The sequence below is a fragment of the Pseudolysinimonas sp. genome (assembly GCF_057350545.1).
Genome location: NZ_JBMRCP010000096.1, coordinates 1 through 23,429, shown reverse-complemented (window position 1 = coordinate 23,429; position 23,429 = coordinate 1). Strand labels below are relative to the sequence as shown.

Here is a 23,429-nt window from a genome sequence, read left to right as displayed (position 1 = left end):
CGCTCCCGGCGAGCGGATGCCCCGGCTCAGCGGCACCGTCGACGCCGACCTCGTCGTCGGGGCCGCTTACACGGGACTCTGGACCGCGCTCCGCGCGAAAGACCGCGACCCCGACGCGCGCGTCGTCGTGCTCGAAGCCGGCGAGGTCGGCTGGGCCGCGAGCGGACGCAACGGAGGGTTCGTCGAGGCGAGTCTGACCCACGGCGAGGAGAACGGCCTCCGCCGCTGGCCGGAGGAGCTCGAACGCCTCGACGAGCTCGGCCTGCGGAACCTCGACGCGATCGAGTCCACGGTCTCGTCGCTCGGGATGGATGCCGACTTCGAGCGCACCGGAACCCTCACCGTCGCGGTTGAGCCGCACCAGGTCGCGTGGCTCGAGGGAGAGTCGACGCGAGAGAGCCGGTTCCTCGACCGCGACGCGGTGCAGCGAGCCGTCGCCTCGCCCACCTACCTCGCCGGCCGATGGGAGACGCGCAGCACGGCGCTCGTGCACCCCGCGAAGCTCGCAGTCGAGCTCGCGCGGGTCGCCCGCGAGCGCGGGGTGCGGATCTTCGAGCACTCCCCCGTGCGTTCCCTCGACACGTCGGGTGCCGGGGTCGGGGCCGTCACGGCGGACGGACGTGTGCGCGCCCGGCGCGCGGTGCTCGCGACCAACGCCTTCCCCTCGCTGCTGCGCCGCAACCGGCTCATGACCGTCCCGGTCTACGACTACGTGCTCATGACCGAGCCGCTCTCCGACGCCCAGCTCGCGAGCGTCGGCTGGCGCGGCAGGCAGGGCCTTGCGGACCTGGCCAACCAGTTCCACTACTACCGCCGCACCGCCGATGACCGCATCCTGTTCGGCGGCTACGACGCGATCTACCACTACGGCCGGCGCGTCGACCCGCGCTACGAGCAGCGCCCCGCGAGCTACGAGCGCCTCGCGAGCCACTTCTTCACGACGTTTCCGCAGCTCGAGGGCCTCCGGTTCAGCCACCGGTGGGCGGGCGCGATCGACACGAGCACCCGCTTCTGCGCCTTCTACGGCATCGCCCGGCGCCGCCGCGTCGCCTACGCCGCCGGCTTCACCGGCCTCGGCGTCGCCGCCACCCGCTTCGCCGCCGACGTCATGCTCGACCTCCTCGACGGCGAGCCGACCGAGCTCACGGAGCTCCGGATGGTGCGCGAGCGTCCGCTCCCCTTCCCGCCCGAGCCGGCCGCCTCGATCGGCATCAACCTCACGCGGTGGTCGCTCGACCGCGCCGACCATCGGGAGGGGCGGCGCAACCTGCTGCTCAAGGGGCTAGACGCCGTGGGGCTCGGCTTCGACTCCTGACTGTCGCCGCGAGGGATTCCTGCAACTACCCGCAGCCCCGAGATATCAGGGAACGTCGGAACCTAGATGTGAGCGCATCTACAGGCTAAGTGCGCCGAAGTTACAGCATGAGAAAATCCCTGCTCAGAGGCGGGAACGCGAGCACGATTCCGGGACTGCTCCGGAAGACGTTCTGTCACGAGGTCAGGTACTCCGCGAGCTGCGCGCGGGTGATCTGCTCCGCTCGGACCGACAGAGCTTCCAGGTCCTTCGACTTCATGGCGGCGAAGTTCGTCCCGTAGGCCGAGATCGGGTCGCGGGGCACCAGGCCCGGGATCGCAGGTAGACGCGAGTCGCGGGAGCCGAGGTAGACGTGAGCCACCCGGATTCCGCTTGACGCATGCACCAGAGATCGAGCGCCGTCCTGAACGCGGCCGTGGGAGATTTCGAACGTCTGCTTCGTGCGGTTGAACCACTGGCCGGCGGGCCTGCGGTCGAAGCGTCCCCGACCGGAATCAACGACGACGAGTGCGTCGAGCTCGTAGACGTGGTCGGTATGGGCGAGCGATCGGCCTGGCAGCAGGGGCGTCACACCAAAGGTTGTCGTAGACGCCCCCGTCTGTCATCGCAACCCGTCGGGCGGCACGTTCACCGTTCGCCTGCTCGAACTCGTAATCGCGAACGAGTGCGGGGAGCAGAAGAGGGAAGCTGCGCCGACTCGAACGGCAGAACGAAATCCAGCAGAAGAAGGAGGAGACGCGTGCCCGCCGATTCCGTCAGGTCATGCAGGTCCGGGCCGACAAGGCGAACGGATCCACCGAAAAGAACGCCCTCGAACGCGCCGGGCTCTCAAGACGCGTGTTTCAAGACTGGGCGCGTCGGCTCGACCGTTACCTCGCCGAGGGCGGGAACGCGGAGTAGACCCGGCCCGCGAGACCGTCGGCACCGATCGTCTGGCTTCTCGTGGCTTCTCCTTGAAGTCCCTCCTCGACATCCGCTCCCACCTCGACGACACCGACCGCTCAGGCCGCAGCGTCCTCTTCGATGACCCCGGGCTCACTGCCCTGGTATCCGCGGAGTTGATTCGAACCGGTGCTCACGGCTCCAAGGCCGTCGTTACACCCAAGGCGGAACGCGCCGGGCCGGCCCCCGACTAGGTCGACTGGGCCGTCTCGCGCGGTCCCGAGCGGCGGAGCGCCACCGCTCGGGACCGTTGCCGCTAGTGCGCGTCGATCGGGTCGACTTCGACAGGCGCGAGCGTGAACGTTCCGATCACGGTCCGACCGTCGGATTCGTACAGCGGGATGTCGCGCGGTCGATCCTGCGGGAACTCGCGCAGCCACTCCGCGACCTCCTCGGGGCTCGAGAGCTCAGGCCCGAGGAGGTCGGTCTTGAGCACGTAGCCGACCTCGCCGTTGGTTCCCTGAGCACGGATGAGGTCGGGATCGACCTCTCCGTCGCCGCGGCCGAAGGTGTGCCCGGAGGCGTTGACCTCGAAGGGAGGCACCTCGGTTCGTTCCATCGAGGCGGCGACGGCAGCAGAGGAGACGCCGAAGCCCGCGAGAGACGCGAGGACCACGACGATGACGACGTTGCGAATGCTTCTCAGCTTGTTGTGCATGTCCTGGCTCCCTACGGGACGACGTTCGGGCTCGTGGTGAAGGTGGTGTAGGTGTTGTACGCCGCCCCGTCGTAGTGAGTCGTTCGGCCGATGCCGTAGTGCCCGACTCCGGGATCGCAGATTCCGTCGACTCGCGGGGAGATTCCCCCGACACCGGCGGGGTTGTAATAGAACGACGACGAGGCTGCACAAAGGGTGCCACCGGCGAAGGTTCGCGGTTGCGCGCCGAAGTAATTGGCAGGCGGCCCACCGCCTGCGGTTACTGTCGCGTACGCATACGAACGGATATTCGTGGTCGGGATCGCCTGCGTCAGCGCCTGATTTGTGTACGTGTAGCCCGCGAACGCGCCGACGTTCTTGACGGAGCTGGTGGCCGCCAGCGCGGCCGTTCCCCCGGCGGCGAGCCCGAAGGCGACGACGCCCGCCAGGAGCATCGACCTCCAGTTGGTCTTTCGTTTGACTTCCACATTTCCTCCTGATCCGCGGGGTCAACTCGCACCTTACGGCCGAGAACGCAAACCCCATATTGTGCATTGTCGCGCTCAGTATTTAGCGGACCATTGAGGAAGGTCAAGCTTTTTCGCACTCACGCATTATGCGACGTAAAATGACACAAAAGCGTCCTACGCGACCGAGAATTCGGCCGTTGGTGCCCGTTTGACGAAAGGTTGGGGTTATGGCCCTCCCGGCGATTCCGTCGCGTCGTCGAAGCCCTGCAGGATGAAGACGCCGATCTGGTTTAGATCCTTGTCGTAGAGCGGAATCTCCCGGTCTTCGGTCAGAGGGTGCTCCTCCAGCCAGGCGGCCACCTCGTCCGGGTTCGCGAACTCCGGTGAGAGGTCGCTGCTGAGCACGTAGCCCACGACGCGCTCCTCACCGTTCCAGCCGACTGCCTCGATGAGATCGGGTTCCACGACGGTGCCGTCGGAGGGATCCACGATTTGCAGGTCGCCTCGACCGTAGCTCTGGCCGTGCTCGTTCACCTGCCAGGCTTGGATGGCGCCGGCCGTGGTGCCTCCGCCGACGAGCGCGACGGCGAGGCCCGCGGCGACGAGGCGGTGCCGAACGCGGCTCCGCCGCCGCTGCTCGGCGATGCGTGCGTGCACCCCGCGCTCGAGAGCGGTCATCCGCTCGTCGGAGATGAGGTCGAGGTCGTAGGTCTGGTCGCGCATCTCACTGTCCTCTCAGAAGGTCGATCTCGTCGCGGAGCCGGGCTCGGATCCGCGAAAGCCGCCCGCGAACAGCCGCGTGGGAGATGCCGAGATCACGGGCGGCCTCGGCATAGGTCTGGTCTCCGTCGACGCACAGGGCGAACACGAGTCGGTCGAGCTCCGGCATCGCGGCCACCGCCCGGTCGACGGCGGCCACGGTGAGCGAGAGCTCCGCGGCGGCCGCGGTCGAGTCGTGCGGGGTGGCGCCGTCGGTCTCGATGAGATCGACGGCGCGGCCACGCGCGCGCGCGCGTCGCAGGTTGAGCGTTTTGAACCGCGTCGTCGCGAGCAGCCACGGCACTGCGGACTCCGTGACGAGCGACACGGAGTGGCGGCGCTGCCACACGGTCACGAACGTGTCTTGGAGCAGATCCTCCGCGTCCTGACGATCGCCGGTCTTGCTATAGGCGTAGGCGAAGACGGTGCGACCATGACGACGGAAGAGTGCATCCAAGGCGGCTCGATCACCGCCGCCAAGTCGCTCGACGAGGACACGGTCGCTGACGGTGGAGCCCGTGACGCTCTCGGTTGACTGCAGCACCACCCCTCCTCCCGCGCATGGACGACTTCTGACTAGGTAATGTCTCGACCTGGCCGACCGTCACATCCGAACAGGATGGATTCCCGCAACTCCGCTGCGAAACACCTCATGCGCGGAACTCGGCCGACTGGAGCGACTGCGACGCAAGGCCGTCCGCTTCGAGCCATCCGAGGATGTCGGCAACCCACGAGGTGAGCGTGCGTCCCAGGCGCGGGCCGAACGCGCTGCGACTGCGGAACGACCACGCATGCTCCGAACGCGCGCCGTCGGTGAGGTGCGCCGCGACTCCACGGGACGCGAGCGTCCGTCGCGCGGCTTCCGCCCCCCGCTCATCGTCGTCGACGCTAGCGCGGAGAAGGTCGATCGGGCTCCGATTGCGCGACGCCCCCTTCTGCCGGACTTCAGGAGCCGGATCGCAGAGCAGGCACCGGAGGACGCACTCGGATGCGGACGGGTTCCCGGCCACTCGTTCACGAGCGGATCGTGACCGCACTCCTGGACGACCACGGTCGGGAGCAGCGGAATCGCCGCATCTCCGTCTGCGTGACCGCATCCGAACTCGCCCCCGAGTCGTTCGCCGCATCTTCCCAGAGCGTGAACGACAAGTCCGCCTCCGACCCGACAGCCGACGCGCCCACGCGCCCGACCCTCAGCTACGGCATCGCGCTGTCGCTCCCTCCCGGCAGCTCGGACTCACCCGACTCCTACGCTGACGATCTTCTTCGTCTCGTGCAGTCCCTGCCCGATGACGTGGTGGCGCACGTCGCGGGCTACGTTCCGCGGGAGCTCGTTCGGGACCCGCGCCCCGGCATGCTCGACTTCGTTCGACTCGCGGTCTTCGCGGTAGCCCCGTGCAACAAGCACACGGTGACGCAGACGGCGGCCGCAGTCGCCAGCCTGACCGCTTGGGCGCACGAGTCGCACGAACTGCCGCTCAAGTACCGCCTCCTGCTGACTCCGCCACCGCTCAGAAGCGTCCCGAGTTATCGGAACTCGAGGTCGGGAGATACCCGAACCCCTCGCCGCTCCGCCCCCAGGATTCGAACCTGGACCTAACGGCACCAAAGGCCGTCGTGCTGCCGTTACACCAAGGCGGATCACGCCCCACACCGCGGGCGCCGATCTAGTTTCTCATTAGCCGGCGGGTCCGACCGCCGAGACGGCGGTCGGCGCTGGCGGTCGCGGCGGAGGCCAGAAATGGGCTCCCCTCCATGCTCCAGCGCGCACCTGGGATGATGACTGGATGCCCACATCCGACGAGGTCGACCGCATCGTCGACGCGTGGGCGCGCGAACGGCCCGACATCGACTTCGCGCCCCTGCAGGTGCTGTCGCGGGTCGACCGCCTGGCCAAGCACCTCGACCGCGCGCGCCGCTCGGCGTTCACGGCCTCCGGTCTCGAGGCGTGGGAGTTCGACGTGCTCGCCGCGCTGCGCCGCGCGGGCAAGCCCTATCAGTTGAGCCCGAAGGCGCTCCTGCAGCAGACGCTCGTGTCGAGCGGCACGATGACGAACCGCATCGACCGCCTCGTCGAACGCCGACTCGTCGAGCGGCGCACCGATCCGCACGACGGTCGCGGCGTGCTCGTGGTGATGACGGATGCCGGACGCGAGCAGGTGGATGCCGCCATCAAACTGCTGCTCGCCGAGGAAGCCCACTGGCTGTCGGGGCTCTCCCGCGCCGATCAGGAGCGGCTCTCGGGCCTGCTGCGGAAGCTCAGCGTCGAGTTCGACGACTGATCCCAAGACGACTGACCCCGGGGCGTCAGCCCTTCCAGGTGTCGATCCACGCGGCGATGTCGACTCCGTGGTTGTCGGGTGACGCGACGGTCCACCACATGGGGGCGTACGTGTCGTCCACCAGCCGACCGCCCGCGGCGAGCGCGGCCTCGACCCGTGCGCGGGCCACGTCGAGGGAGACGTGGATATCGACGTGCGTGCGACCTCTCCCCTGCTTGCCGTTGTCGATCGGGTTCACCGCGATGCCCGGTCCGCGACGCAGCGGGTCGACGGCATCCGTGTCGCCCTTGAGGTCGTAGCCGAGCGCGGCCGCCCAGAACGGGCGGGTGTCGGCATCCTCGTGCTGCGCGACGAACACGTCGACCGCCTGCACCGCGTCGGGATCGGGCACGAGACCGAGGTCGGCCGCCGCCGACGAGACTGCGGCGGCGAAGTCTGCGGCCGCGGCGGGCAGGGCGTCGTCGACGAACCCGACCCGCACGACGGCCGCTTCGGGGCGCAGGTCGATGTCGGCCGCGAGACCGGTCGCGACGACCGCCGGTACGAGGGCGGCCGCGGCGTCGAGCGACGACGCCCGGAACACCGCCTCCGCTCCCCGGGAGGTGACGCGCCAGTCGTCGACGCCGGGGTGTTCGTGGAAGCGGGCGGGTGAGATGCCGGTGCCGGTCATGCGGGAGACTCTAGCCATGCCCGTCGCCGAGGATCTATCAGCCCCGAGCCGCGAGCGCCGCCTCCGACTCTGGGACGGGATCGGCACCGGCGCCGCCGCCCACGAGCACCGACTGCTGTCCGCAGCCCGCCCCGCACTGCCGATGCTCAACTGGCTCGGCCAGTTCGCTCGCCCGCTGCTGAAAGTGCCGGGCCTCGGTTGGATCACCGCCGATCCGCGTACCGCCCGCGCGCTGCTCAACGACCCCGAGCACCTCACCCTGCTCTCCGAGGGCGGCGTCGGCCACCTGTGGGCGCAGATCCTCGGCGACTGGGTCTACGACCTCTTCGACGGGCCCGGCCACCACGACCTGCGCACCCGCAGCCGCGAGCTGTTCACCGAGAAGACGTCGGCGGCGTTCGTGGAGCGGGCGTGGGCGTCGCGGCTCGCGCAGGCGAAGGCGACCCTGGATGCCGGCGAGCCTCTCGACCTCGCCGACCTGTCGCGCGTGCTCGTCGGCCACATGGTCGTCACGCTGCTCGGGCTCCCCGTCGACGAGGAGCGCGGCGACGACGCCTTCCGCGAGATCTTCGCCACCGGCGAGGAGCTCGCCTCGATCGCCCTCGGCACGACCGCCGACACGACGTTGCCGCCCGACGTGATCGCGAAGGCCCGGGTGATCGTCGAGCGGCTGACCGGCCACATCGGCGACGTCTTCGACACCGCTCACGAGAACACGATCATCGGGCGGTGCCGCGAGATCGGCCTCACGCTGCAGGAGACCCAGGGGCTCTCGACCCTCCTCATGGTCGCCGGCACCGAGACCGCGGCGTCGGCGATGGCGCGCACCGCCGCGCTGCTCTACGACACGGGCGAGCAGCACCGGCTGCTGGCGATGCCCGAGCACCGCGACGATGCCATCCGGGAAGCGCTGCGCGTCACGAGTCCCGCGCCGCTGATCGGGCGCTCGGTGCTCGCCGACGTCACCGTGAGCGGTCGCACGCTGCGGGCCGGCGACCGCGTCATGGTGCTCACCTGGACCGCCAACAACCTCGCGGGCGGGTACCGGATCGACCGCCCCTACCTGCCACAGCACCGGCAGCTCTGGTTCGGCGCGGGGCGCCACCTGTGCCTCGGCGGTCCGCTCGCGCGAGCCGAGCTCGGCGCGATCGTCGACCTGCTCCTCGGCGACGGGCGCCCGTTCGAGATCGTGTCCCGGCGCTACGGTCGGCGCGTGCTCATCCCCGCCTACGCCTCGCTCGTCGTGCGGCGCGCTCCTCTTTCGGTCGTCGAGTAGCGGCGCAGCCGCGTGTCGAGACGCGGCAGGAGGTCTCGACACGCCCGCTGCGCGGGCTACTCGACCACCGACGGGGTCAACCGTCGCAGCAGCTCGGCCTGAAGCGCCCGGATGTGCGCGCCGAGCACGCCCGACGCGAGCAGACCCGCGCCCAGCGGTCCGGCGGAGTCCTCGCCGAGCAGTGGCAACCGCCGGAGAGCAGCGAGGGCCTCGGGGGTCGCGTGGTCAAGCTGTCGGATCGCCTCCGCGTCGGTGCCCGCGAGACCCGCCGCCTTCGCCGCGTAGGCGGCCGCCCCGAGCGCATGCGCCCCCATGTGCGCGACACCGGCCGCCTGCGCGGCGGCTCGGGCGGCCGCGATCGCGCCGGCATCCGTGAGCCCCTGGGCGGCGCGACCCGCGACGAACCGCCGACGGATCTCGCCCGCGGCATCCAGCTCGCCCCGGCCGAACGCCCGCGCCCGCGCGATCGCGTCCCGTGGACGATCGTCGCTCGGCGCCACGGACTCGAACAGCGGGAGCACGCGCTCGGCGCAGTCGGCGGCCCACAGCGCGACGAGACGACGATCGGTCTCGCTCAGGGATTGCGGCGACGGCATCCGGGTCCTGGTCTCGACACGCCCGCTGCGCGGACTACTCGACCACCGAGATCGGTTCGACGCGGAACCGCCTCAGCTTCAGCGCGGGGTTGGTGTGCCGCACCTCGACGAGCCGCTGCGGCGAGATCCAGGCGACCCCGACATCCGTCGACTCCCCCACCGTGACGAGCTCGACGCCCATCGGGTCGACGACCATGCTGTTGCCCGCACCGACCGGCGGCGCGTGGTCGGCAGCGACCATGTAGACGGTGTTCTCGATCGCACGGGCGGTGACGAGGGTGCGCCAGTGGTGCTCCTTCAGCGGGCCGCGCACCCACTCCGAGGGCAGCAGGATGAGGTCGGCCCCCGCATCGACGAGGCGCCGGGTGACTTCGGGGAACCGCACGTCGTAGCAGGTCTGCAGCCCGACGGTGAAGCCGCCGAAGGCGAAGGTCGGCGCGGCGTCGGACGCCCACACGGGACCGGCGACGATGCGGTCGCTCTCGCGCATCCCGAACGCGTCGTAGAGGTGGATCTTGCGGTAGTGCGCGACGACCTCGCCCGAGGAGTCGACCGCGACGAGGGTGTTCGCGACCCGCTCCGCCTCGCCGGGCACGAGTTCGAGCATCCCGGCGACGAGATGGATGCCGAGTTCCGCCGCGATCTCGGCGAGCGCCCGCACGAACGGGCCGTGCAGGGTCTGCGCGTGGTCGAGCCAGTCGGCTCCGAGGCCGGGGGTGAAGTACGACGCGTACTCGGGGAAGACGACGAGCAGGGCGCCACGCGAGGCCGCGTCTTCGGCGAGGCGACGGATGCTGTCGAGGTTCGCCGCCTCGTCATCCCCGGGCGCGAACTGGGCCACCGCGACGGCGGTCGGGGTCGGAGTCTCGGCCATGCGCCCAGGCTACGCGTCACGTCAACCTCGACGTGGGTCCTGCACGTCGTCATGATGTAGCCCACCGAACGAGGAGACCCCATGCGCACGTCCCGCACCCTGCCCGTCGTGGCGATCGCTCTGCTGCTCGGTGGTCTGCTCACTGCCTGCGACCCCACCCCGGTACCGGAGCCGACCGGCACCGGTACCGAGACCCCGTCCTCGAGCGAGGAGCCCACGCCCGACCCCTCGGAGTCGAGCGACCCCGAGCCCGAGCCCGACCCGGAACCCGCGCCGAGCCTCGACGCCGCCGACCGCGCGAACATCCGCGCCGCGATCGAGAGCGGCAACACGGCGGCCGTCGAGGGCTACTTCGCAAACCCGGTCGAGGTCATCATCATGTCGACGGAGTGCTGCGGCGACCTGTCGCCGGCGGAGGCGGCCGCGGAGCTGAGTTACGTGACCGGGGCGCCCGGCCCGTGGAACTGGAGCGTGCCCGCCGCCACGATCGCGGAGTGGCGCACGAACGTCTACTACGGCTCGCTGTTCACGGGCGACGACATCACCGGCGTCGCCTCCGACGGCACCGTCGTGTCGTTCGGGATCGTCGCAGATCGCATCACGACGGTGCTCATGGGCTGGGACGGCGGCTTCGACCTCTGACCGCACGCCCGCACGAGAAGAGCGCGGCCTCGCGGCCGGGCTCTTCTCGCAGGCAGCGGGTGCCTGAGTCTCGCGGATCAGACCGTGGTGGGGTCGTCGGTCTCCGTCACGCGCTGCTGCACACGCTCGCCGGTCACCGAGTCGGTGCCCGTACGGGTCGTGCTGACCGCCTGACGACGGCGCGCGAGCAGGACGAGGCCGATGATGAACACGACCAGACCGGCACCCATGAGGATGTAGCCGACGAGGTCGAGGTCGATGAAACCGGTCTCGAAGTTGAGGGCGAAGACCAGGATCGCTCCGATGACGAAGAGGACGACACCAGTACCGATGCTCATGATCACGTGCTCCTTCCGGGCGACCTGACGGCCGCAACCGGGTCCCACGCTAGGAGGTCGGCCCCTGGGCAAGTACGTCTTGACTTCCCAGGGAGTCATCAGGCTGAGAGATTCTCAGGCCGTCATCCCGCCTTCGACGGGCAGCACCATCCCGGTGGTGTGGCTCGCGCGATCGCTCAGCAGCCAGGCCGCGGCGTTTGCGACCTCGGCGCCGGTGCCGATCTTGTGCAGCGGCATGACGGCGAGGCGCTTATCCATCGCGCTCGGGTCCTTCTCGAGCATCGCGTCGATCATCGCCGAGCGGGTCGGCCCCGGCGCGACCGAGTTGACGCGGATGCCGAGCGACCCGTTGTCGTGGGCGGCGCTGCGGGTGAGGCCGATGACGGCGTGCTTCGTCGCCTGGTAGACGCCGAGTCCCGTGTTGCCCTTGTAGCCGCCGACGCTCGAGGTGTTGACGATCGCGCCGAACCCCTGCGCACGCATGACCCGCAGCTCTTCGCGGAGGCACAGCCAGACGCCCTTGACGTTGATCGCCATCACGCGGTCGAAGTCGTCCTCGCTGACCTCGTGCAGCATCCCGACCTGTCCGACGCCCGCATTGTTGAAGGCGCCGTCGAGACGGCCGTACGCGGCGACGGTCTCGTCGACCATGCGGGCGACATCGACGCCGGACGTGACGTCGCCGACGACGACGCGCACCTCGTGGCCTGCTTCCCGCAACTCCTCGGCGAGCGCCTCGAGCGCGTCGCCCGAGCGGGCCGAGAGCACGAGCCGCGCGCCCTCCTCCGCGAACACGCGGGCGGCTTCGAGGCCGATCCCGGTGCTCGCGCCCACGAGGAGCACGGCCTTTCCGTCGAGCAGTCCGGTCATCTCTGTCTCCTCAGTCTCGAAAGGCGAGCGGTTCGCCCAGGTGCGCGCTCAGGTGAGCGGTCTCGGTGTCGGTGAGCGCTCGGGGTCGTCGGGTCGCGAGATCCATGATGACGACCGTGACGCGGGCGATGAAGTACTGGATGCCGTTCCCGTCCCCGACGCGGCACTCCATCGTGACGGCGCGACCCGCCGCCTTCGAGAGCCAGACGTCGGCGTAGACGGTCTGACCGGCGTACGGCATCTCAGCGGAGTACTCGAAGCGCTGGCTCACCGTCATGGTGAACGTGCCCGCACCCAGCACCGCGAGCACCGGCGGCGGCCCGGGTGGGAAGTGCTCGGGCTTCTCGGGCAGGCCGAGGGCGCGGATGCGGGCCTCCTCCGCGAGGCGCACGGCGGTGACGTTGTTGACGTGCCGGTACTGATCGGTGTCGGCCCAGCGCAACTCGAGCGGCACCCGGAGGACGGTCACGCCGTACCGTACCGTACGGTACGGCCTGCCGTGACGGCCGCGGCGGCCGCGGCGCCGAGCAGGCTCGCGTCGTTGCTCATCATGGTGAAATCGAAGCCCGCGTCGACCGCGGCCTGCACCGACGCCGCCGTGGCACCGCCGGCGTTGCCGATCGGCATCCCCGCGGCCCGCGCCTCCTGGATCGCCCCCGCGATGAGCTCGACCACCGTCGGATCGGTCTCGGCGAGGCCCAGGCTCGTCGAGAGATCGGCGGCGCCGACGAGCAGCGCGTCGACGCCGGGCACCGCGGCGATCGCGGCGGCGTTGCGGGCGGCCTCCGCGCTCTCCAGTTGCGGGATGAGCACGACCTCCTCGTTGCCGTAGCGCAGGTACTCCTCGCGCGGCAGCGCCCCCCACGCCCCGGCCCGGCTCGTGCCGCCGACGCCTCGCGTGCCGCGTGGCGCGAACCGCACGGCGGCGGCGGCCGCGGCGGCCTGCTCGACGGTGTCGACGTGCGGCACCATGATCCCCTCCGCCCCGGCGTCGAGGATGCGCTGCACGATCCCGCCGTCGAGCGCCGGCACGCGCACGATCGGCGAGACCCCGCTGAGCAGGGCCGTGCCGATGTGCCGGTAGGCCGTCTCGAGGTCGATCGCGGAGTGCTCGAGGTCGATCACGGCGAAGTCGAACCCCGCGAGCGCGACGAGCTCCATGCTCTCCATCGCGGGCAGCTTGACCCAGGTGCCGAGCGGCGGCCCGTCGCCGCGGCGCAGTGCCGCGCGGAACAGGCTGTGCCGCGGCATCCCCGCCATCAGTGCCCCTCGGGGATGCCGACGCCCGGCTTCGCGGGGTAGTCGGCGGCGTTGACCACCCAGCCCGAGGTCGAGAAGTCGACGCGCGGCGGCGAGAAGAGGTCGATGAGCTGCTGGTGCGGCCCCACACCCTGCGTCGTGTGCACGGTCGGCGGCGGGATGACGCACACCGACGGTGTCGCGATCTCGCGGCTCTCGTCGGGGCGCCACTGCGTCGAGTCAGGGCCCCACGGGTAGCGGATGTGATGCACGAAGCGACCCTTGAGCGCGAGCGAGAGTTGCTCGAAGTCGTCGTGGTAGTGCGGCGACAGCCTGAGCGGGTCGCGCGGGCCGGGTTCTTCGGCGAGGAAGTTCACCATCATGTTGGTCGTGCGGAAGATGCGCCCGAATCGTCCGGTGACGAGGGGGTGGTCGGCCAGACGGTACACGCGCAGCCGGTAGCCGTCGACGGGGTCGGGCCACGCTCCGAGCGGCGCCGCCCGAAGGTCGGGCTCGGCGTAGGCGTCGGCGTTGAGCGTCGCCTCGCGCAGGTCGTCGGCGACGACCGAGAACAGGCGGATGAGGAGGCCGTCGGCGAGCACCTCGACCGCCGAGTCGCCGGGCGGGACGACGACGAACGCCTCCTCGCGCACCTCCTCGGTCGCCTCACCGGCGGTGACCCGCACGCGCGCGCTGTCGGAGTACTGCAGCACGGCGTACTCGTCGGGCTGCCCGACGCGGGTGAAGACATCCCCCGCCACCGCCTGGGTGTAGGCGATGACGAGCGTCGCGCCGCGGGCGAGCCACGTGCGGCTGCCCCCCGAGGCGACCTCCGTCGGTGGATGGGAGAGGAACTCGATCCACTGCGACGGCTTGATCGGCGTCGACGGGTCGACGGTGACCGTCGGCGCGGCGACCGCGAGGTTCGAGCGGACGTCGTCGGCGGCGTACTGGGTAGACACGAGCAGTTCCTTAGGACGGAAAGGGTTGAGACATCAGAGGGTGACGCCGGCGAGGCCCTTGAGCCCCAGCATCCGGCGCGCGTCGTCGGGGGTGGCGATCTCGCGGCCGAGGTCTTCGACGACGCCGCGGATCTTCGAGACCTGCTGGGCGTTGCTCTCGGCGAGCCGGCCCTTGCCGATCCACAGGCTGTCTTCGAGCCCGACCCGCACGTGACCGCCCAGCCAGGCCGCGTGGGTCGCGAACTCGAACTGGGCGCGGCCCGCGGCGAAGGCCGAGAACTGGTAGTCGGCGCCGAACAGCTTGTCGGCGATCGCGACCATGTGGGTCAGGTTGGCGTGGTCGGCGCCGATGCCGCCCAGGATGCCGAAGACGCCCTGGATCATGAACGGCGGCTCCACGAGCCCCTTCTCGACGAAGTAGGCGAGCGAGTAGAGGTGCCCGATGTCGTAGCACTCGAACTCGAAGCGGGTTCCTCGCTCCTGCCCGAGCGAGCGCAGCACGTGCTCGATCGTCGCGAACGAGTTGATGAACGGGTGGCTGTAGGTGCCGAGCACGTAGGGCTTCTCCCAGTCGTGCTTCCACTCGGTGACCTTGTCGGCGATCCCGGAGTAGACGAAGTTCATCGAGCCCATGTTGAGACTCGCGAGCTCGGGGCTGAACCGCACGGCGCCGGCGAGGCGCTCGTCGATCGTCATCTGCGACGAGCCACCCGTCGACATGTTGATGACGACATCCACCTCGTTCAGGATCGCCGGGATGATCTGCTCGAACACACCCGCCTCGAAGGCCGGTCGACCGTCGGGGTGACGCGCGTGCAGATGGATGATCGCCGACCCCGCCGCGGCCGCCTCGAGCGAGGCCTGCACGACCTGCTCGGGCGACAGCGGCAGGTAGTCGCTCTGCGACGGCACGTTGACGCTGCCCGTGACAGCCGTCGAGATGATGACCTTGTCGGCGCGCTGCATGCTCTTACTTCGCCTTCGGGGAGTCCTCGAGACCGAGGAGGTAGGCCGTGTTGTGGCAGATCATCTGCCGCACGTCCTTCTCCGAGATCCCGTGGTCGAGCAGCTGCTGGATGACGTAGATGTAGCCGTCGACCGGGTAGGGGTTGGCGAGCTGACCGAGGTCGGAGTCGATGACGGTGCGCTCGGGGCCGATCCGCTCGATCCAGGAGACCAGGCGGGAGATCGGCCACCCGGGCGCTGGGACGCCCGGGTGGTACATGGACATCTCGTGCTCGACGAAGGCGCCGTAGGAGAGGAGCTCCTCCACGTCGCCGTCGGACGCGCCGATGATGAAGTCGGGGTGGTGCAGGAGGAGGCGCTTGACGCCGTTCTCCTTCGCGGTGGCGAAGAACGCCTTCTGCGAGTCGACGTCGAGGTGGCCGCCGGTGAGCATGATGTCGGCCTCGGCGACGAGCTGCGTGACGCGCACGGTCTCGGCGGAGACGTTGCCGGCGGCGTCGTAGATCGACTCCTCCCTCTCCTCGAGGTCGCCGCCCGCGGAGGGGAAGCCGTCGTCGTGACTGTGCGCCTCGATGTGACGGGCGGCCGACACGGTCGGACCCCACACCGCCTTGCCGCCCATCTGGATCGCGACGGCGACGGCGGAGGGGTTCACGCCGCCGACCTCGGAGTTGAGGGCCACGCCGCCGTAGGCGGGGGTGGGGGCGTCTTTGAGCAGGTCGCGCATCGCGAGCAGGTCGAACACCGTGTTGTGGTGGTGCGACTTGATGAGGATCGCGCGCAGGCCGATCGACGCGGCGTCGTACGACGCCTCGACGTGGTTGAGCTTCCGCGGGAACGGGCTCGGGCCCGAGTGCGTGTGCAGGTCGACGGCGCCGTTGAGCACCTTGAGAAGGGCGGGCGAGGGCGTGGGACGGGTGTCGGGAGCGTCCATCCGACTACCTCCTTGTGTTCGGATTCTGGAACGTGCGGTTCACCATATGACACACGATGCGGATTGTCCATTGCGCGATGCGAACGCATCAGTAAGCGATCTCTGGAGTTGACGAGGTCGGGCTGCGTGTTCTACCGTTCAGAATCTGAAACACGCGGTTACGATCCGAACAAGTGACCGGATGCCCGCAGCACGATCTCGACGAGGAGGTGGAGATGGAACCCGACGCCGACCGCGACGCGCTCGTCTCGGCCCTTCCCGACGTCGACAAGGGATCGATCCAGTCGATCGACCGCGCCGCCGCCGTGCTCGCGCTGCTCGACCAGGACACCCGCACCCTCTCGCCGGCGATCGTCGCCGAGCGCCTCGGCCTCAACCGCACCACGGCGCACCGCTACCTGCAGTCGCTTCAGAGCTCCGGATTCCTCGACGCCGGCTACGGCCTCGGCCCCCTCTTCGACCAGCTCTCCGCGCTCATCTCCGGCCGCCAGCAGATCCTGAGCATCGCGCCGGGCATCATGCGGCGCCTCTCCGACGCGACCGGGTCGACCTGCGTGCTCAGCATGCTCGGACGCTCGGGCGCCGTCGTCACCCTCGTCGAGGAGGCGAGCCGCGGCACGATCATCCTCACCGTCAAGGTCGGCACGAACCTCGAGGAGCGCGCCGCCCAGTCGCGCGTGCTGCTCGCCTTCCAGTCCGACCCGGGCGTCGTGACCCGCGTGCACGCCGGGCTCTCCCCCGCCGAGGCGCGCGTCGAGATGGCCGAGCTGGCGCGCGTGCGCCGCGAGCGGATCGCCTGGGGCGACCTGGGCCGGATCGGGCTGGCCTCCGTGGCGGCACCCGTGTTCGGCGCCACCGACATCCAGGCGGCGATGGCGCTCATCGGCACGAGCGCGGTGCTCGCCGCCGAGGAGCCGGGCGCCGAGAAGGTGCGACTGCTCCGCGAATCCGCCGACGAGCTCAGCGGCCTGTTGGCACCCTAGATCCGAAACGACCCCGAGGAATCATGACGACGACGACATCGACCAGGCGGCCGCGACCCGCGTGGCTGCTGCTCGTGCCGGCGCTCGCGCTGCTCTCCGGCATCCTGCTGCTGCCCCTCGGGCAGAGCTTCCTCCGCAGCCTCTCGGCGCCGGACTTCACGCTCGACAACTACGTGCGTCTCTTCACCGACGGCGTGACGCTCACCGTGCTCGGGCGCACGGCATCCACCGCCCTCATCGTCACGGTCGTCGCCTTCCTGCTCGGTTACCCGTACGCGTACTTCATGACGCGCGTGAGCGACCGCACGAGGGCGGTGCTGCTCGTGATCGTGCTCATCCCGTTCTGGACCTCGGTCATGGCGCGCAACTTCGCCTGGCTGACGATCCTGCAGAGGAACGGACCCGTGCACACCGTGCTCACCTGGCTCGGACTCGGCGACGTGCAGTTGGTCGGCTCCCAGATCGGCGTCACCATCGCGATGAGCCAGGTGCTGCTGCCGTTCATGGTGCTGCCGCTGTTCAGCGCGCTGTCCGGCATCGACCGGAAGCTGCTGCTCGCGGCGCGCGGACTCGGCTCGTCGCCGCTCGTGGCGTTCTGGAAGATCTACTGGCCGCTCTCCCGGGGCGGCGTGGTCGCGGGCCTCATCCTCGTCTTCACGCTGAGCCTCGGCTTCTACGTGACGCCCGCGCTGCTCGGCTCGCCGCAGCAGTCGCTCATCGCCCAGCTGCTCGCGCAGCGCACGACGCAGCTGCTCGACTTCGCCGGCGCCGGCGCGCTCGGGATGCTCGTGCTCGTCGTCACCCTCGTGCTCGTCGCGTGGGCGAACCGCATCGGCGGCACGATCTCCGCGATCGGCGTCGTCGCCACCTCCGGATCGAAGGGCCGCTGATGAGCACCGACACCGCGCGCCCCGACACCCTGTCGACTGAGACCTCGTACGTGACCGCCGGACGCAAGGGTCGCCGTCGCCGCGACCGGAGCGTCGACCCGATCCCGTGGTGGCTCACCGTCGTCGGGGTCGCCGTCGCCGTCTACTTCATCCTGCCGACGCTCTTCGTCATCCCGATGAGCTTCGGAGGCGCGGGCAGCTTCCAGTTCCCGCCCAAGCAGTTCTCGCTCGACCTGTACGTCAACTTCTTCACGAACCCCAAGTGGATCGGGTCGCTCGGCAACTCGCTCGTCGTCGCGGTGCTCGCCTCCGCGCTCGCGACCGTCGTCGGCACGGCCGCGGCGCTCGGACTCAACCAGCTCACCGGTCGACTGTCGCAGTTCGTGCGCACCCTCCTCATGGTGTCGATGGTGACCCCGGCGATCGTCGTCGCGGTCGCGGTGTACATCTCCTTCCTGCAGTGGCACCTGGTCGGCTCGATCGGGGGCTACGTGCTCGCCCACGCCGCCATCGGGGTGCCGTTCGTGCTCGTCTCGGTCACGAGCGCGCTCGGCGGATTCGACCCGAAGCTGCTGCGCGCCTCCGCGTCGCTCGGCGCCTCGCCGCTGCGCACCTTCCAGCGAGTCACGCTGCCGCTCATCAGCCGGGGCGTGCTCACCGGTGCGGTGTTCGCCTTCGTCACCTCGCTCGACGAGGTCGTGATCGCCCTCTTCCTGCGCTCGCCGTTCTTCCAGACCCTGCCCGTGCAGATGTACACCGCGGTGACCGTCGAGGTCGACCCGACGATCGCTGCGGCGTCGAGCCTCGTCGTCGTCTCGGTGACGCTGCTGCTGCTCATCCCCCTGCTCGTCCGACGCACGAAGCGCCGATAGGAGACACCCATGACCCCGACCACGACGTCCGTGAGTGCAGCGGCCGACGCCCCCGTGACCGAGACCCGGCAGGGTACACAGATCCGTCTCGAGCACGTCACGAAGGACTACGGACTCGCCGTCCCGGCCGTCGACGACATCTCGCTCACGATCGAGCCGGGTGAGTTCATGACCCTGCTCGGCCCGTCGGGCTCCGGCAAGACGACGACGCTCAACCTCATCGCGGGCTTCGAGTCGCTCAGCGCGGGCACGATCGCGCTCAACGGCGCCGATGTCGGCAAGCTCCCCCCGCACAAGCGCGACCTCGGGATGCTGTTCCAGAACTACGCGCTCTTCCCGCACATGACGGTCGTGCAGAACGTCGCCTACCCGCTGCGCGAGCGCCGGCTGCCGAAGGACGTCATCGCGCAGAAGGTGAAGGCGGTGCTCGAGCTCGTGCAGCTCACCGGCCGTGACGACAACTACCCGTCGCAGCTCTCCGGCGGTCAGCAGCAGCGCGTCGCCCTCGCCCGGGCGATCGTGTTCGACCCGAAGGCGCTCCTGCTCGACGAGCCGCTCGGCGCGCTCGACCGCAACCTGCGCGGCGCTCTGCAGGCGGAGATCCGCCGCATCCACCGCGAGGTCGGCTCGACGTTCGTCTTCGTGACGCACGACCAGGAGGAGGCGATGAACCTCTCCGACCGCATCGCGCTGTTCAACACGCGACGCATCGAGCAGGTCGGCAGCCCCGAGCAGCTCTACCGCGCTCCCGAGACGCTCTTCACGGCGCGCTTCCTCGGCGACTCGAACGTGTTCGAGCTCGGCGCGGGCGTCACCGGCTCCTCGACCGGCTGGGAGGGCGCGACCTGGGCGGTCGATCCCGCCGGCGTCGCGACGCACCCGGGCGTGCTCACGGAGGCCGCCGTCGTCGTGCGGCCCGAAGACCTCGGGATCGCGACCACCGCCGCGAAGGCCCCCGCGGGATCGAACACCGTCCCGGCCGTCGTCACCGACGTCGAGTACATGGGCTCGTACCGCACCGCCATGCTCGCGTTCGGCTCACCGGGCGTGAAGGGCCGAGCCCGTCTCGACGCGTTCGACTCCACCCTGTCCATCGGCGACGAGGTCGTGGCGCACTGGCGCCCCGAGCGTCAGCGCATCGTCGCCGCCTGAAAACGTCGCGGATCACCCGACCCGCGATCCCCGACGGCTGGGACTCCGTCGACAACTCCACAAGTGATCCACTCGCAATCCATGACACGGAGGAAATGACAAAGATGTCCCGATCCAAGAAGCTCCTCATCGGGGTGAGCCTCGTCGCGACCGTCGGCCTGCTGGCCGGCTGCGGCGGCGCCCCCGAGCCCACCGACCCCGGCATCGGCGAGCCGCAGACCATCACCTACGTCGGCTACGGCGGCGCCGGTCAGGACGCGCAGATCCAGGCCTGGCAGGTGCCGTACACGCAGCAGCACCCGAACATCACGTTCGTCAACACGTCGCCGCCCGACGTGGCGCAGGTCAAGGCGCAGGTCGAGGCCGGCGCCGTGCTGTGGGACGTCATCGCGACGGCCCCGTACGCCGCCGAGCAGAACTGCGGCACCCTCTTCGAACCGCTCGAGATCGAGCTCACCGTGCCCGAGGAGGACCTCGTGCCCGGCAGCGTCGGCGAGTGCTACACGGCCAACTGGATCAACGCGAGCCCGATGGCCTACCGCACCGACGCGTTCCCGGACGGCGGTCCGGAGACGGTCGCGGACTTCTTCGACACCGAGAAGTTCCCCGGTCAGCGCGGGTTCGTGACCAACCTGCAGAACGGCATCCTCGAGTACGCGGCCATCGCCGACGGCGTCGACCCCGACGAGGTCTACCCGCTCGACGTCGACCGCGCGCTCGACAAGCTCGAGGACATCCGCTCGGTCACGACGTTCGCCCCGAACGTCGGCGCGCTGCAGCAGGCCGTCTCGGCCGGCCAGGTGGACATGTTCTTCCTGCCCGACTCGCGTCTCGTGCCCCTGCTCAAGGAGGGCGTCGACATCACGATCGTCTGGGATGTCACCGTCGCGTCGATCAACGCGTTCGCCGTGCCGAAGGGCTCGACGAAGAAGGAGGCCGTCGAGGAGTTCCTCGCGAGCGTCATGGAGCCCGGCCCGGTCGCGAAGATCTCCGAACTGCTCGGGGTCGCGCCGATCAACCTCGCGGCGGAGATGAACCTCGACGAGTTCTCGTCGCAGGTGGAGGTCTACAACCCGGACACCAACCCCGGTGTCACGGTGCTGCAGGACATCCCCTGGTACACCGAGAACTTCAACGAGGCCTCGACGAAGCTCACCAACTGGCTCGCGGGCTGACCCCGTGACCACGCGATCCCCCGCCGACGGGACCACCACCCCGCTCGGCGGGGGGTCGCACCCCTCGTACGACTCACTGCCCGACGGGGCGAGCTGGCAGCACTTCGGCCCGGGCGATGAGCTCGGCACGATCAACTTCCTCACCCCCGAGCGGGTCGCCGCAGCCGCCGGGGTCATCCGCACCGGCCTGCGGTTCGGCCTCGACTACGCGGTGGATGCCTTCGAGCCCTACCCGACCGGCACGCGGCGACCGCTCGTGCACAACGTCTTCTCGAACAACGAGTTCCACCGCGACGACTGGGTCGACTCGTTCTACCTCCAGTCGTCGTCGCAGCTCGACGCGCTGCGCCACATCGGCCACCCCGGCCGCGGGTTCTACGGCGGCCTCGCCCCCGAAGCCAACGGTCCCGACTCGACCGCGCTCGGCATCCACTCGTACGCCCGCGCGGGCATCGCCGGACGCGGCGTGCTGCTCGACCTGCCCCGCTACTTCGCGTCGGAGGGGCTCGACTACTCGACGGAGAGCACGATCGCCATCGACGGGCCGATGCTCGACCGGATCGCCGACGCCCAAGGGGTGTCGTTCGCCGGCGGCGAGCTCCTGCTGATCCGCACCGGGTGGGCGGAACGGTACCTCGCGAAGACGCTCGAGGAACGCGCGGCGACGCCGTGGCGGCTCTCGCCCGGGCTCGCGCAGAAGCGGAACGTGCTGCGCTGGCTCTGGGACCACGAGATCGCCCTCGTTGCCGCCGACAACCTCGCGGTCGAGGCCGACCCGGTGCTCGACAGCGACTTCCGCTCCCCCGACGACGTGCCTCCCGCGCGCGGCGTCGACCACGCCGGCATGCTGCACCGGCCGCTCATCGCGCTGCTCGGGATGGCGGTGGGCGAACTTTGGAAACTCGACGAGCTCGCCGAGCACTGTGCGGCCGACGGGGTGCGCGAGTTCTTCCTCACCGTGAAGCCGCTCAACCTGCCCGGCGGCGTCGGCTCCCCGCCCAACGCGCTCGCGATCACGTAGCGCGCGGTCGCGGGCGAGTAGCCCGGCGCACGGCCCGGATGCTTGACTGGGCGCGATGCCCACGCCGCCCGATCCCGACGCCGACGACCGCGGCCCCATCCAGTCGATCGACCGCGCGGCGGCGGTGCTGGGGTTGTTCGACGAGAACACCCGCACGCTGACGGCATCCCTCGTCGCCTCGCGCCTCGGGCTCAACCGCACGACCGCGCACCGCTACCTGCACGCCCTGCAGGGGGCCGGCTTCCTGTCGGCGGGCAACGGACCGGGGCCGCTCGTCGACCAGCTCTCCGCGCTCGTGTCGACGCGTCAGCAGGTCCTCACGCTCGCGCCGCCCATCCTGCGTCGGCTGTCCGACCGGGCAGGGCTCACCGCCGTGCTGAGCTTCCTCGGTCGAGGCGGCGCCGTCGTGACGCTCGTCGAAGAGGCGCCCGAGGGCACCATCCTGCTCACCGTGCGCGTCGGCACCGTGCTCGAACCGCGGGCCGCGCAGTCGCGCGTGCTGTTCGCGTACCACTCCGATCCGTCGGTCGTCTCCCGCGCGCTCGCGGCGCTGCCGCCCGCCGAGGCGCGCGACGAGCAGGCGGAGCTCGCCAAGGTGCGGCGCGACGGCCTCGCCTGGGCCGACCTCCGCCGCGACGGTCTCGAGTCCGCGGCCGCCCCCGTCTTCGGGGTGGGGCACGACGTCGTCGCCGCCATCGGAGTGCTCGGCACCACCGCCCTGCTGCGCGGCGACGAGAGTGGGCAGCGACTCGACGCCCTCCGCGCGGCCGCCGAGGAACTCAGCACCGCCCTCGCCGGCTGACCGGCCACCCTCGGTGGTCGAGTAGCGCCGCAGGCGCGTGTCGAGACCCGTCGGTGGTCGAGTAGCGCCGCCCGCGCATGTCGAGACCCGTCGGTGGTCGAGTAGCGCCGCAGGCGCGTGTCGAGACCCTCAGTTGCAGATTGCACCCGGAGGACGGAGCAATGTGCAACTAACCCGACAAAACTACGGAGCGATCGCCCGAGCAGCGGCCTCGGCAGCCGTCGGAAGAGCCGAGTGGATGCGGTCGAGCGCCGCGTCGTCGTGGGCGGCGGTGAGGAACCACGCCTCGAACGCGCTCGGCGGGAGGGCGACTCCGGCGTCTCGCATGGCGTGGAAGAACGGCGGGTAGCGCCACGACTCCTGGTCGCGGGCGTCGTCGTAGTCGAGCACCTCACCCTCGCGGAAGGCGACCGAGAAGAGCGACCCGGCGCGCGGGATGACGTGGGCGACCCCGGCGGCGTCGAGCGCGTCGTGCACCGCGGCGGCGACCGACGCCGCGGCGGCATCCACGTGGGCGTACACCTCGGGCGTCGCGAGCCGCAGCGTCGTGAGTCCGGCGGCGACCGCGAGCGGGTTCCCGCTCAACGGGCTCCCGCGTCGGACCCGCCGGGTGGTGGGGGCTCGAGGCCTCGGGCGGCGCGTTCGCGGGGGCGACGGGCTCGACGGGGTGGGTGCCCGACCTCGTGACGTTCGGCAAGGTCATCGGCGGAGGGATGCCGCTCGCCGCCCTCGGCGGACCCGCCACGCTCATGGGCCTCCTCG

At 70.3% G+C, this 23,429-nt stretch carries 26 protein-coding genes, 1 tRNA gene and 2 pseudogenes; 12 read left to right on the top strand and 17 right to left on the bottom strand.

What is annotated here, in order from left to right:
• A partial coding sequence (locus tag ACO1X9_RS13300) for an NAD(P)/FAD-dependent oxidoreductase (protein WP_486351324.1) occupies positions 1-1,315 on the top strand: 1,315 nt, incomplete at its 5' end.
• Positions 1,316-1,490: 175 nt separating this feature from the next.
• Here the strand turns inward: ACO1X9_RS13300 and ACO1X9_RS13295 are convergent.
• From ACO1X9_RS13295 to ACO1X9_RS13270, 6 genes are all read right to left on the bottom strand, one after another.
• Positions 1,491-1,886: a hypothetical protein gene (locus tag ACO1X9_RS13295; RefSeq protein ID WP_486351323.1), complete on the bottom strand. Its 396-nt coding sequence runs from the start codon at positions 1,884-1,886 to the stop codon at positions 1,491-1,493.
• Between the two features lie 627 nt (positions 1,887-2,513).
• Complete coding sequence (locus ACO1X9_RS13290) at positions 2,514-2,915, bottom strand: hypothetical protein (protein WP_486351322.1); 402 nt, start codon at positions 2,913-2,915, stop codon at positions 2,514-2,516.
• A gap of 11 nt (positions 2,916-2,926) precedes the next feature.
• Complete coding sequence (locus tag ACO1X9_RS13285) at positions 2,927-3,349, bottom strand: hypothetical protein (RefSeq protein ID WP_486351321.1); 423 nt, start codon at positions 3,347-3,349, stop codon at positions 2,927-2,929.
• 240 nt (positions 3,350-3,589) lie between these two features.
• A complete protein-coding gene (locus ACO1X9_RS13280; RefSeq protein ID WP_486351320.1) occupies positions 3,590-4,087 on the bottom strand; it encodes a hypothetical protein in 498 nt (165 codons plus the stop codon).
• Position 4,088: 1 nt separating this feature from the next.
• Positions 4,089-4,670 (bottom strand): RNA polymerase sigma factor, encoded by a 582-nt coding sequence (locus tag ACO1X9_RS13275; protein ID WP_486351319.1) that lies wholly within the window; start codon positions 4,668-4,670, stop codon positions 4,089-4,091.
• A gap of 1,022 nt (positions 4,671-5,692) precedes the next feature.
• A tRNA-Gln gene (locus ACO1X9_RS13270) sits at positions 5,693-5,764 on the bottom strand.
• 146 nt (positions 5,765-5,910) lie between these two features.
• Here ACO1X9_RS13270 and ACO1X9_RS13265 point away from each other — a divergent pair.
• Positions 5,911-6,405 carry a MarR family winged helix-turn-helix transcriptional regulator gene (locus ACO1X9_RS13265; protein ID WP_486351318.1) on the top strand — a complete coding sequence of 165 codons (495 nt, stop codon included), beginning with the start codon at positions 5,911-5,913 and terminating at the stop codon, positions 6,403-6,405.
• A gap of 25 nt (positions 6,406-6,430) precedes the next feature.
• Here the strand turns inward: ACO1X9_RS13265 and ACO1X9_RS13260 are convergent, their stop codons facing one another.
• On the bottom strand, positions 6,431-7,075 hold the full coding sequence (locus ACO1X9_RS13260) for a VOC family protein (protein ID WP_486351317.1): 645 nt from the start codon (positions 7,073-7,075) through the stop codon (positions 6,431-6,433).
• A 16-nt stretch (positions 7,076-7,091) separates the two neighbouring features.
• Between ACO1X9_RS13260 and ACO1X9_RS13255 the strand changes: the two genes are divergently transcribed.
• Positions 7,092-8,351, top strand: coding sequence for a cytochrome P450 (locus ACO1X9_RS13255; protein ID WP_486351316.1), 1,260 nt, complete (start codon positions 7,092-7,094; stop codon positions 8,349-8,351).
• A gap of 56 nt (positions 8,352-8,407) precedes the next feature.
• On the opposite strand, the gene ACO1X9_RS13250 is transcribed toward ACO1X9_RS13255, so the two are convergent.
• Complete coding sequence (locus tag ACO1X9_RS13250) at positions 8,408-8,947, bottom strand: putative immunity protein (protein ID WP_486351315.1); 540 nt, start codon at positions 8,945-8,947, stop codon at positions 8,408-8,410.
• 34 nt (positions 8,948-8,981) lie between these two features.
• Positions 8,982-9,821, bottom strand: a complete 840-nt coding sequence (locus ACO1X9_RS13245) for a carbon-nitrogen hydrolase family protein (protein WP_486351314.1) — start codon at positions 9,819-9,821, stop codon at positions 8,982-8,984.
• 81 nt (positions 9,822-9,902) lie between these two features.
• Here ACO1X9_RS13245 and ACO1X9_RS13240 point away from each other — a divergent pair, with 81 nt between their 5' ends.
• Entirely contained in the window at positions 9,903-10,463 is a 561-nt protein-coding gene (locus ACO1X9_RS13240; protein WP_486351313.1) for a hypothetical protein, read from the top strand.
• A 77-nt stretch (positions 10,464-10,540) separates the two neighbouring features.
• Here ACO1X9_RS13240 and ACO1X9_RS13235 read toward each other — a convergent pair whose 3' ends face one another.
• The 7 genes from ACO1X9_RS13235 to ACO1X9_RS13205 form a co-directional block, all read right to left on the bottom strand.
• The gene (locus ACO1X9_RS13235; RefSeq protein ID WP_486351312.1) at positions 10,541-10,801 is read right to left on the bottom strand and encodes a DUF6458 family protein; all 261 of its coding nucleotides are present in this window, start codon (positions 10,799-10,801) and stop codon (positions 10,541-10,543) included.
• A gap of 114 nt (positions 10,802-10,915) precedes the next feature.
• Positions 10,916-11,671: an SDR family NAD(P)-dependent oxidoreductase gene (locus tag ACO1X9_RS13230; protein ID WP_486351311.1), complete on the bottom strand. Its 756-nt coding sequence runs from the start codon at positions 11,669-11,671 to the stop codon at positions 10,916-10,918.
• 10 nt (positions 11,672-11,681) lie between these two features.
• Positions 11,682-12,140: an acyl-CoA thioesterase gene (locus ACO1X9_RS13225; protein ID WP_486351310.1), complete on the bottom strand. Its 459-nt coding sequence runs from the start codon at positions 12,138-12,140 to the stop codon at positions 11,682-11,684.
• Positions 12,137-12,922 carry an HpcH/HpaI aldolase family protein gene (locus tag ACO1X9_RS13220; RefSeq protein ID WP_486351309.1) on the bottom strand — a complete coding sequence of 262 codons (786 nt, stop codon included), beginning with the start codon at positions 12,920-12,922 and terminating at the stop codon, positions 12,137-12,139. The genes ACO1X9_RS13225 and ACO1X9_RS13220 overlap by 4 nt, the downstream gene beginning before the upstream one ends.
• Before the next feature lie 8 nt (positions 12,923-12,930).
• Positions 12,931-13,872, bottom strand: coding sequence for a cupin domain-containing protein (locus ACO1X9_RS13215; protein ID WP_486351308.1), 942 nt, complete (start codon positions 13,870-13,872; stop codon positions 12,931-12,933).
• A 33-nt stretch (positions 13,873-13,905) separates the two neighbouring features.
• On the bottom strand, positions 13,906-14,838 hold the full coding sequence (gene kce, locus ACO1X9_RS13210; RefSeq protein WP_486351307.1) for a 3,5-dioxohexanoate:acetyl-CoA acetone transferase: 933 nt from the start codon (positions 14,836-14,838) through the stop codon (positions 13,906-13,908).
• Between the two features lie 4 nt (positions 14,839-14,842).
• Positions 14,843-15,772 carry a DUF6282 family protein gene (locus tag ACO1X9_RS13205; RefSeq protein WP_486351306.1) on the bottom strand — a complete coding sequence of 310 codons (930 nt, stop codon included), beginning with the start codon at positions 15,770-15,772 and terminating at the stop codon, positions 14,843-14,845.
• Between the two features lie 173 nt (positions 15,773-15,945).
• Here ACO1X9_RS13205 and ACO1X9_RS13200 point away from each other — a divergent pair, with 173 nt between their 5' ends.
• The 7 genes from ACO1X9_RS13200 to ACO1X9_RS13170 all read left to right on the top strand — a co-directional run bounded on the left by ACO1X9_RS13200 (position 15,946) and on the right by ACO1X9_RS13170 (position 22,667).
• Complete coding sequence (locus ACO1X9_RS13200; RefSeq protein ID WP_486351305.1) at positions 15,946-16,755, top strand: IclR family transcriptional regulator; 810 nt, start codon at positions 15,946-15,948, stop codon at positions 16,753-16,755.
• A 23-nt stretch (positions 16,756-16,778) separates the two neighbouring features.
• Positions 16,779-17,645, top strand: coding sequence for an ABC transporter permease (locus ACO1X9_RS13195; protein ID WP_486351304.1), 867 nt, complete (start codon positions 16,779-16,781; stop codon positions 17,643-17,645).
• Positions 17,645-18,517 carry an ABC transporter permease gene (locus ACO1X9_RS13190; protein ID WP_486351303.1) on the top strand — a complete coding sequence of 291 codons (873 nt, stop codon included), beginning with the start codon at positions 17,645-17,647 and terminating at the stop codon, positions 18,515-18,517. Before ACO1X9_RS13195 ends, ACO1X9_RS13190 begins: the two co-directional genes overlap by 1 nt.
• Positions 18,518-18,526: 9 nt before the next feature.
• Positions 18,527-19,669, top strand: a complete 1,143-nt coding sequence (locus ACO1X9_RS13185; RefSeq protein WP_486351302.1) for an ABC transporter ATP-binding protein — start codon at positions 18,527-18,529, stop codon at positions 19,667-19,669.
• Positions 19,670-19,773: 104 nt separating this feature from the next.
• Positions 19,774-20,844 carry an extracellular solute-binding protein gene (locus ACO1X9_RS13180; protein ID WP_486351301.1) on the top strand — a complete coding sequence of 357 codons (1,071 nt, stop codon included), beginning with the start codon at positions 19,774-19,776 and terminating at the stop codon, positions 20,842-20,844.
• 4 nt (positions 20,845-20,848) lie between these two features.
• Positions 20,849-21,865 (top strand): cyclase family protein, encoded by a 1,017-nt coding sequence (locus ACO1X9_RS13175; RefSeq protein WP_486351300.1) that lies wholly within the window; start codon positions 20,849-20,851, stop codon positions 21,863-21,865.
• Positions 21,866-21,920: 55 nt separating this feature from the next.
• Positions 21,921-22,667, top strand: coding sequence for an IclR family transcriptional regulator (locus ACO1X9_RS13170; RefSeq protein WP_486351299.1), 747 nt, complete (start codon positions 21,921-21,923; stop codon positions 22,665-22,667).
• 183 nt (positions 22,668-22,850) lie between these two features.
• Here ACO1X9_RS13170 and ACO1X9_RS13165 read toward each other — a convergent pair.
• A pseudogene (locus ACO1X9_RS13165) lies at positions 22,851-23,255 on the bottom strand (glutamate-1-semialdehyde 2,1-aminomutase); the annotation flags it as partial.
• Between ACO1X9_RS13165 and ACO1X9_RS13160 the strand changes: the two are divergent.
• A pseudogene (locus tag ACO1X9_RS13160) lies at positions 23,252-23,429 on the top strand (glutamate-1-semialdehyde 2,1-aminomutase); the annotation flags it as partial. The pseudogenes ACO1X9_RS13165 and ACO1X9_RS13160 overlap by 4 nt on opposite strands.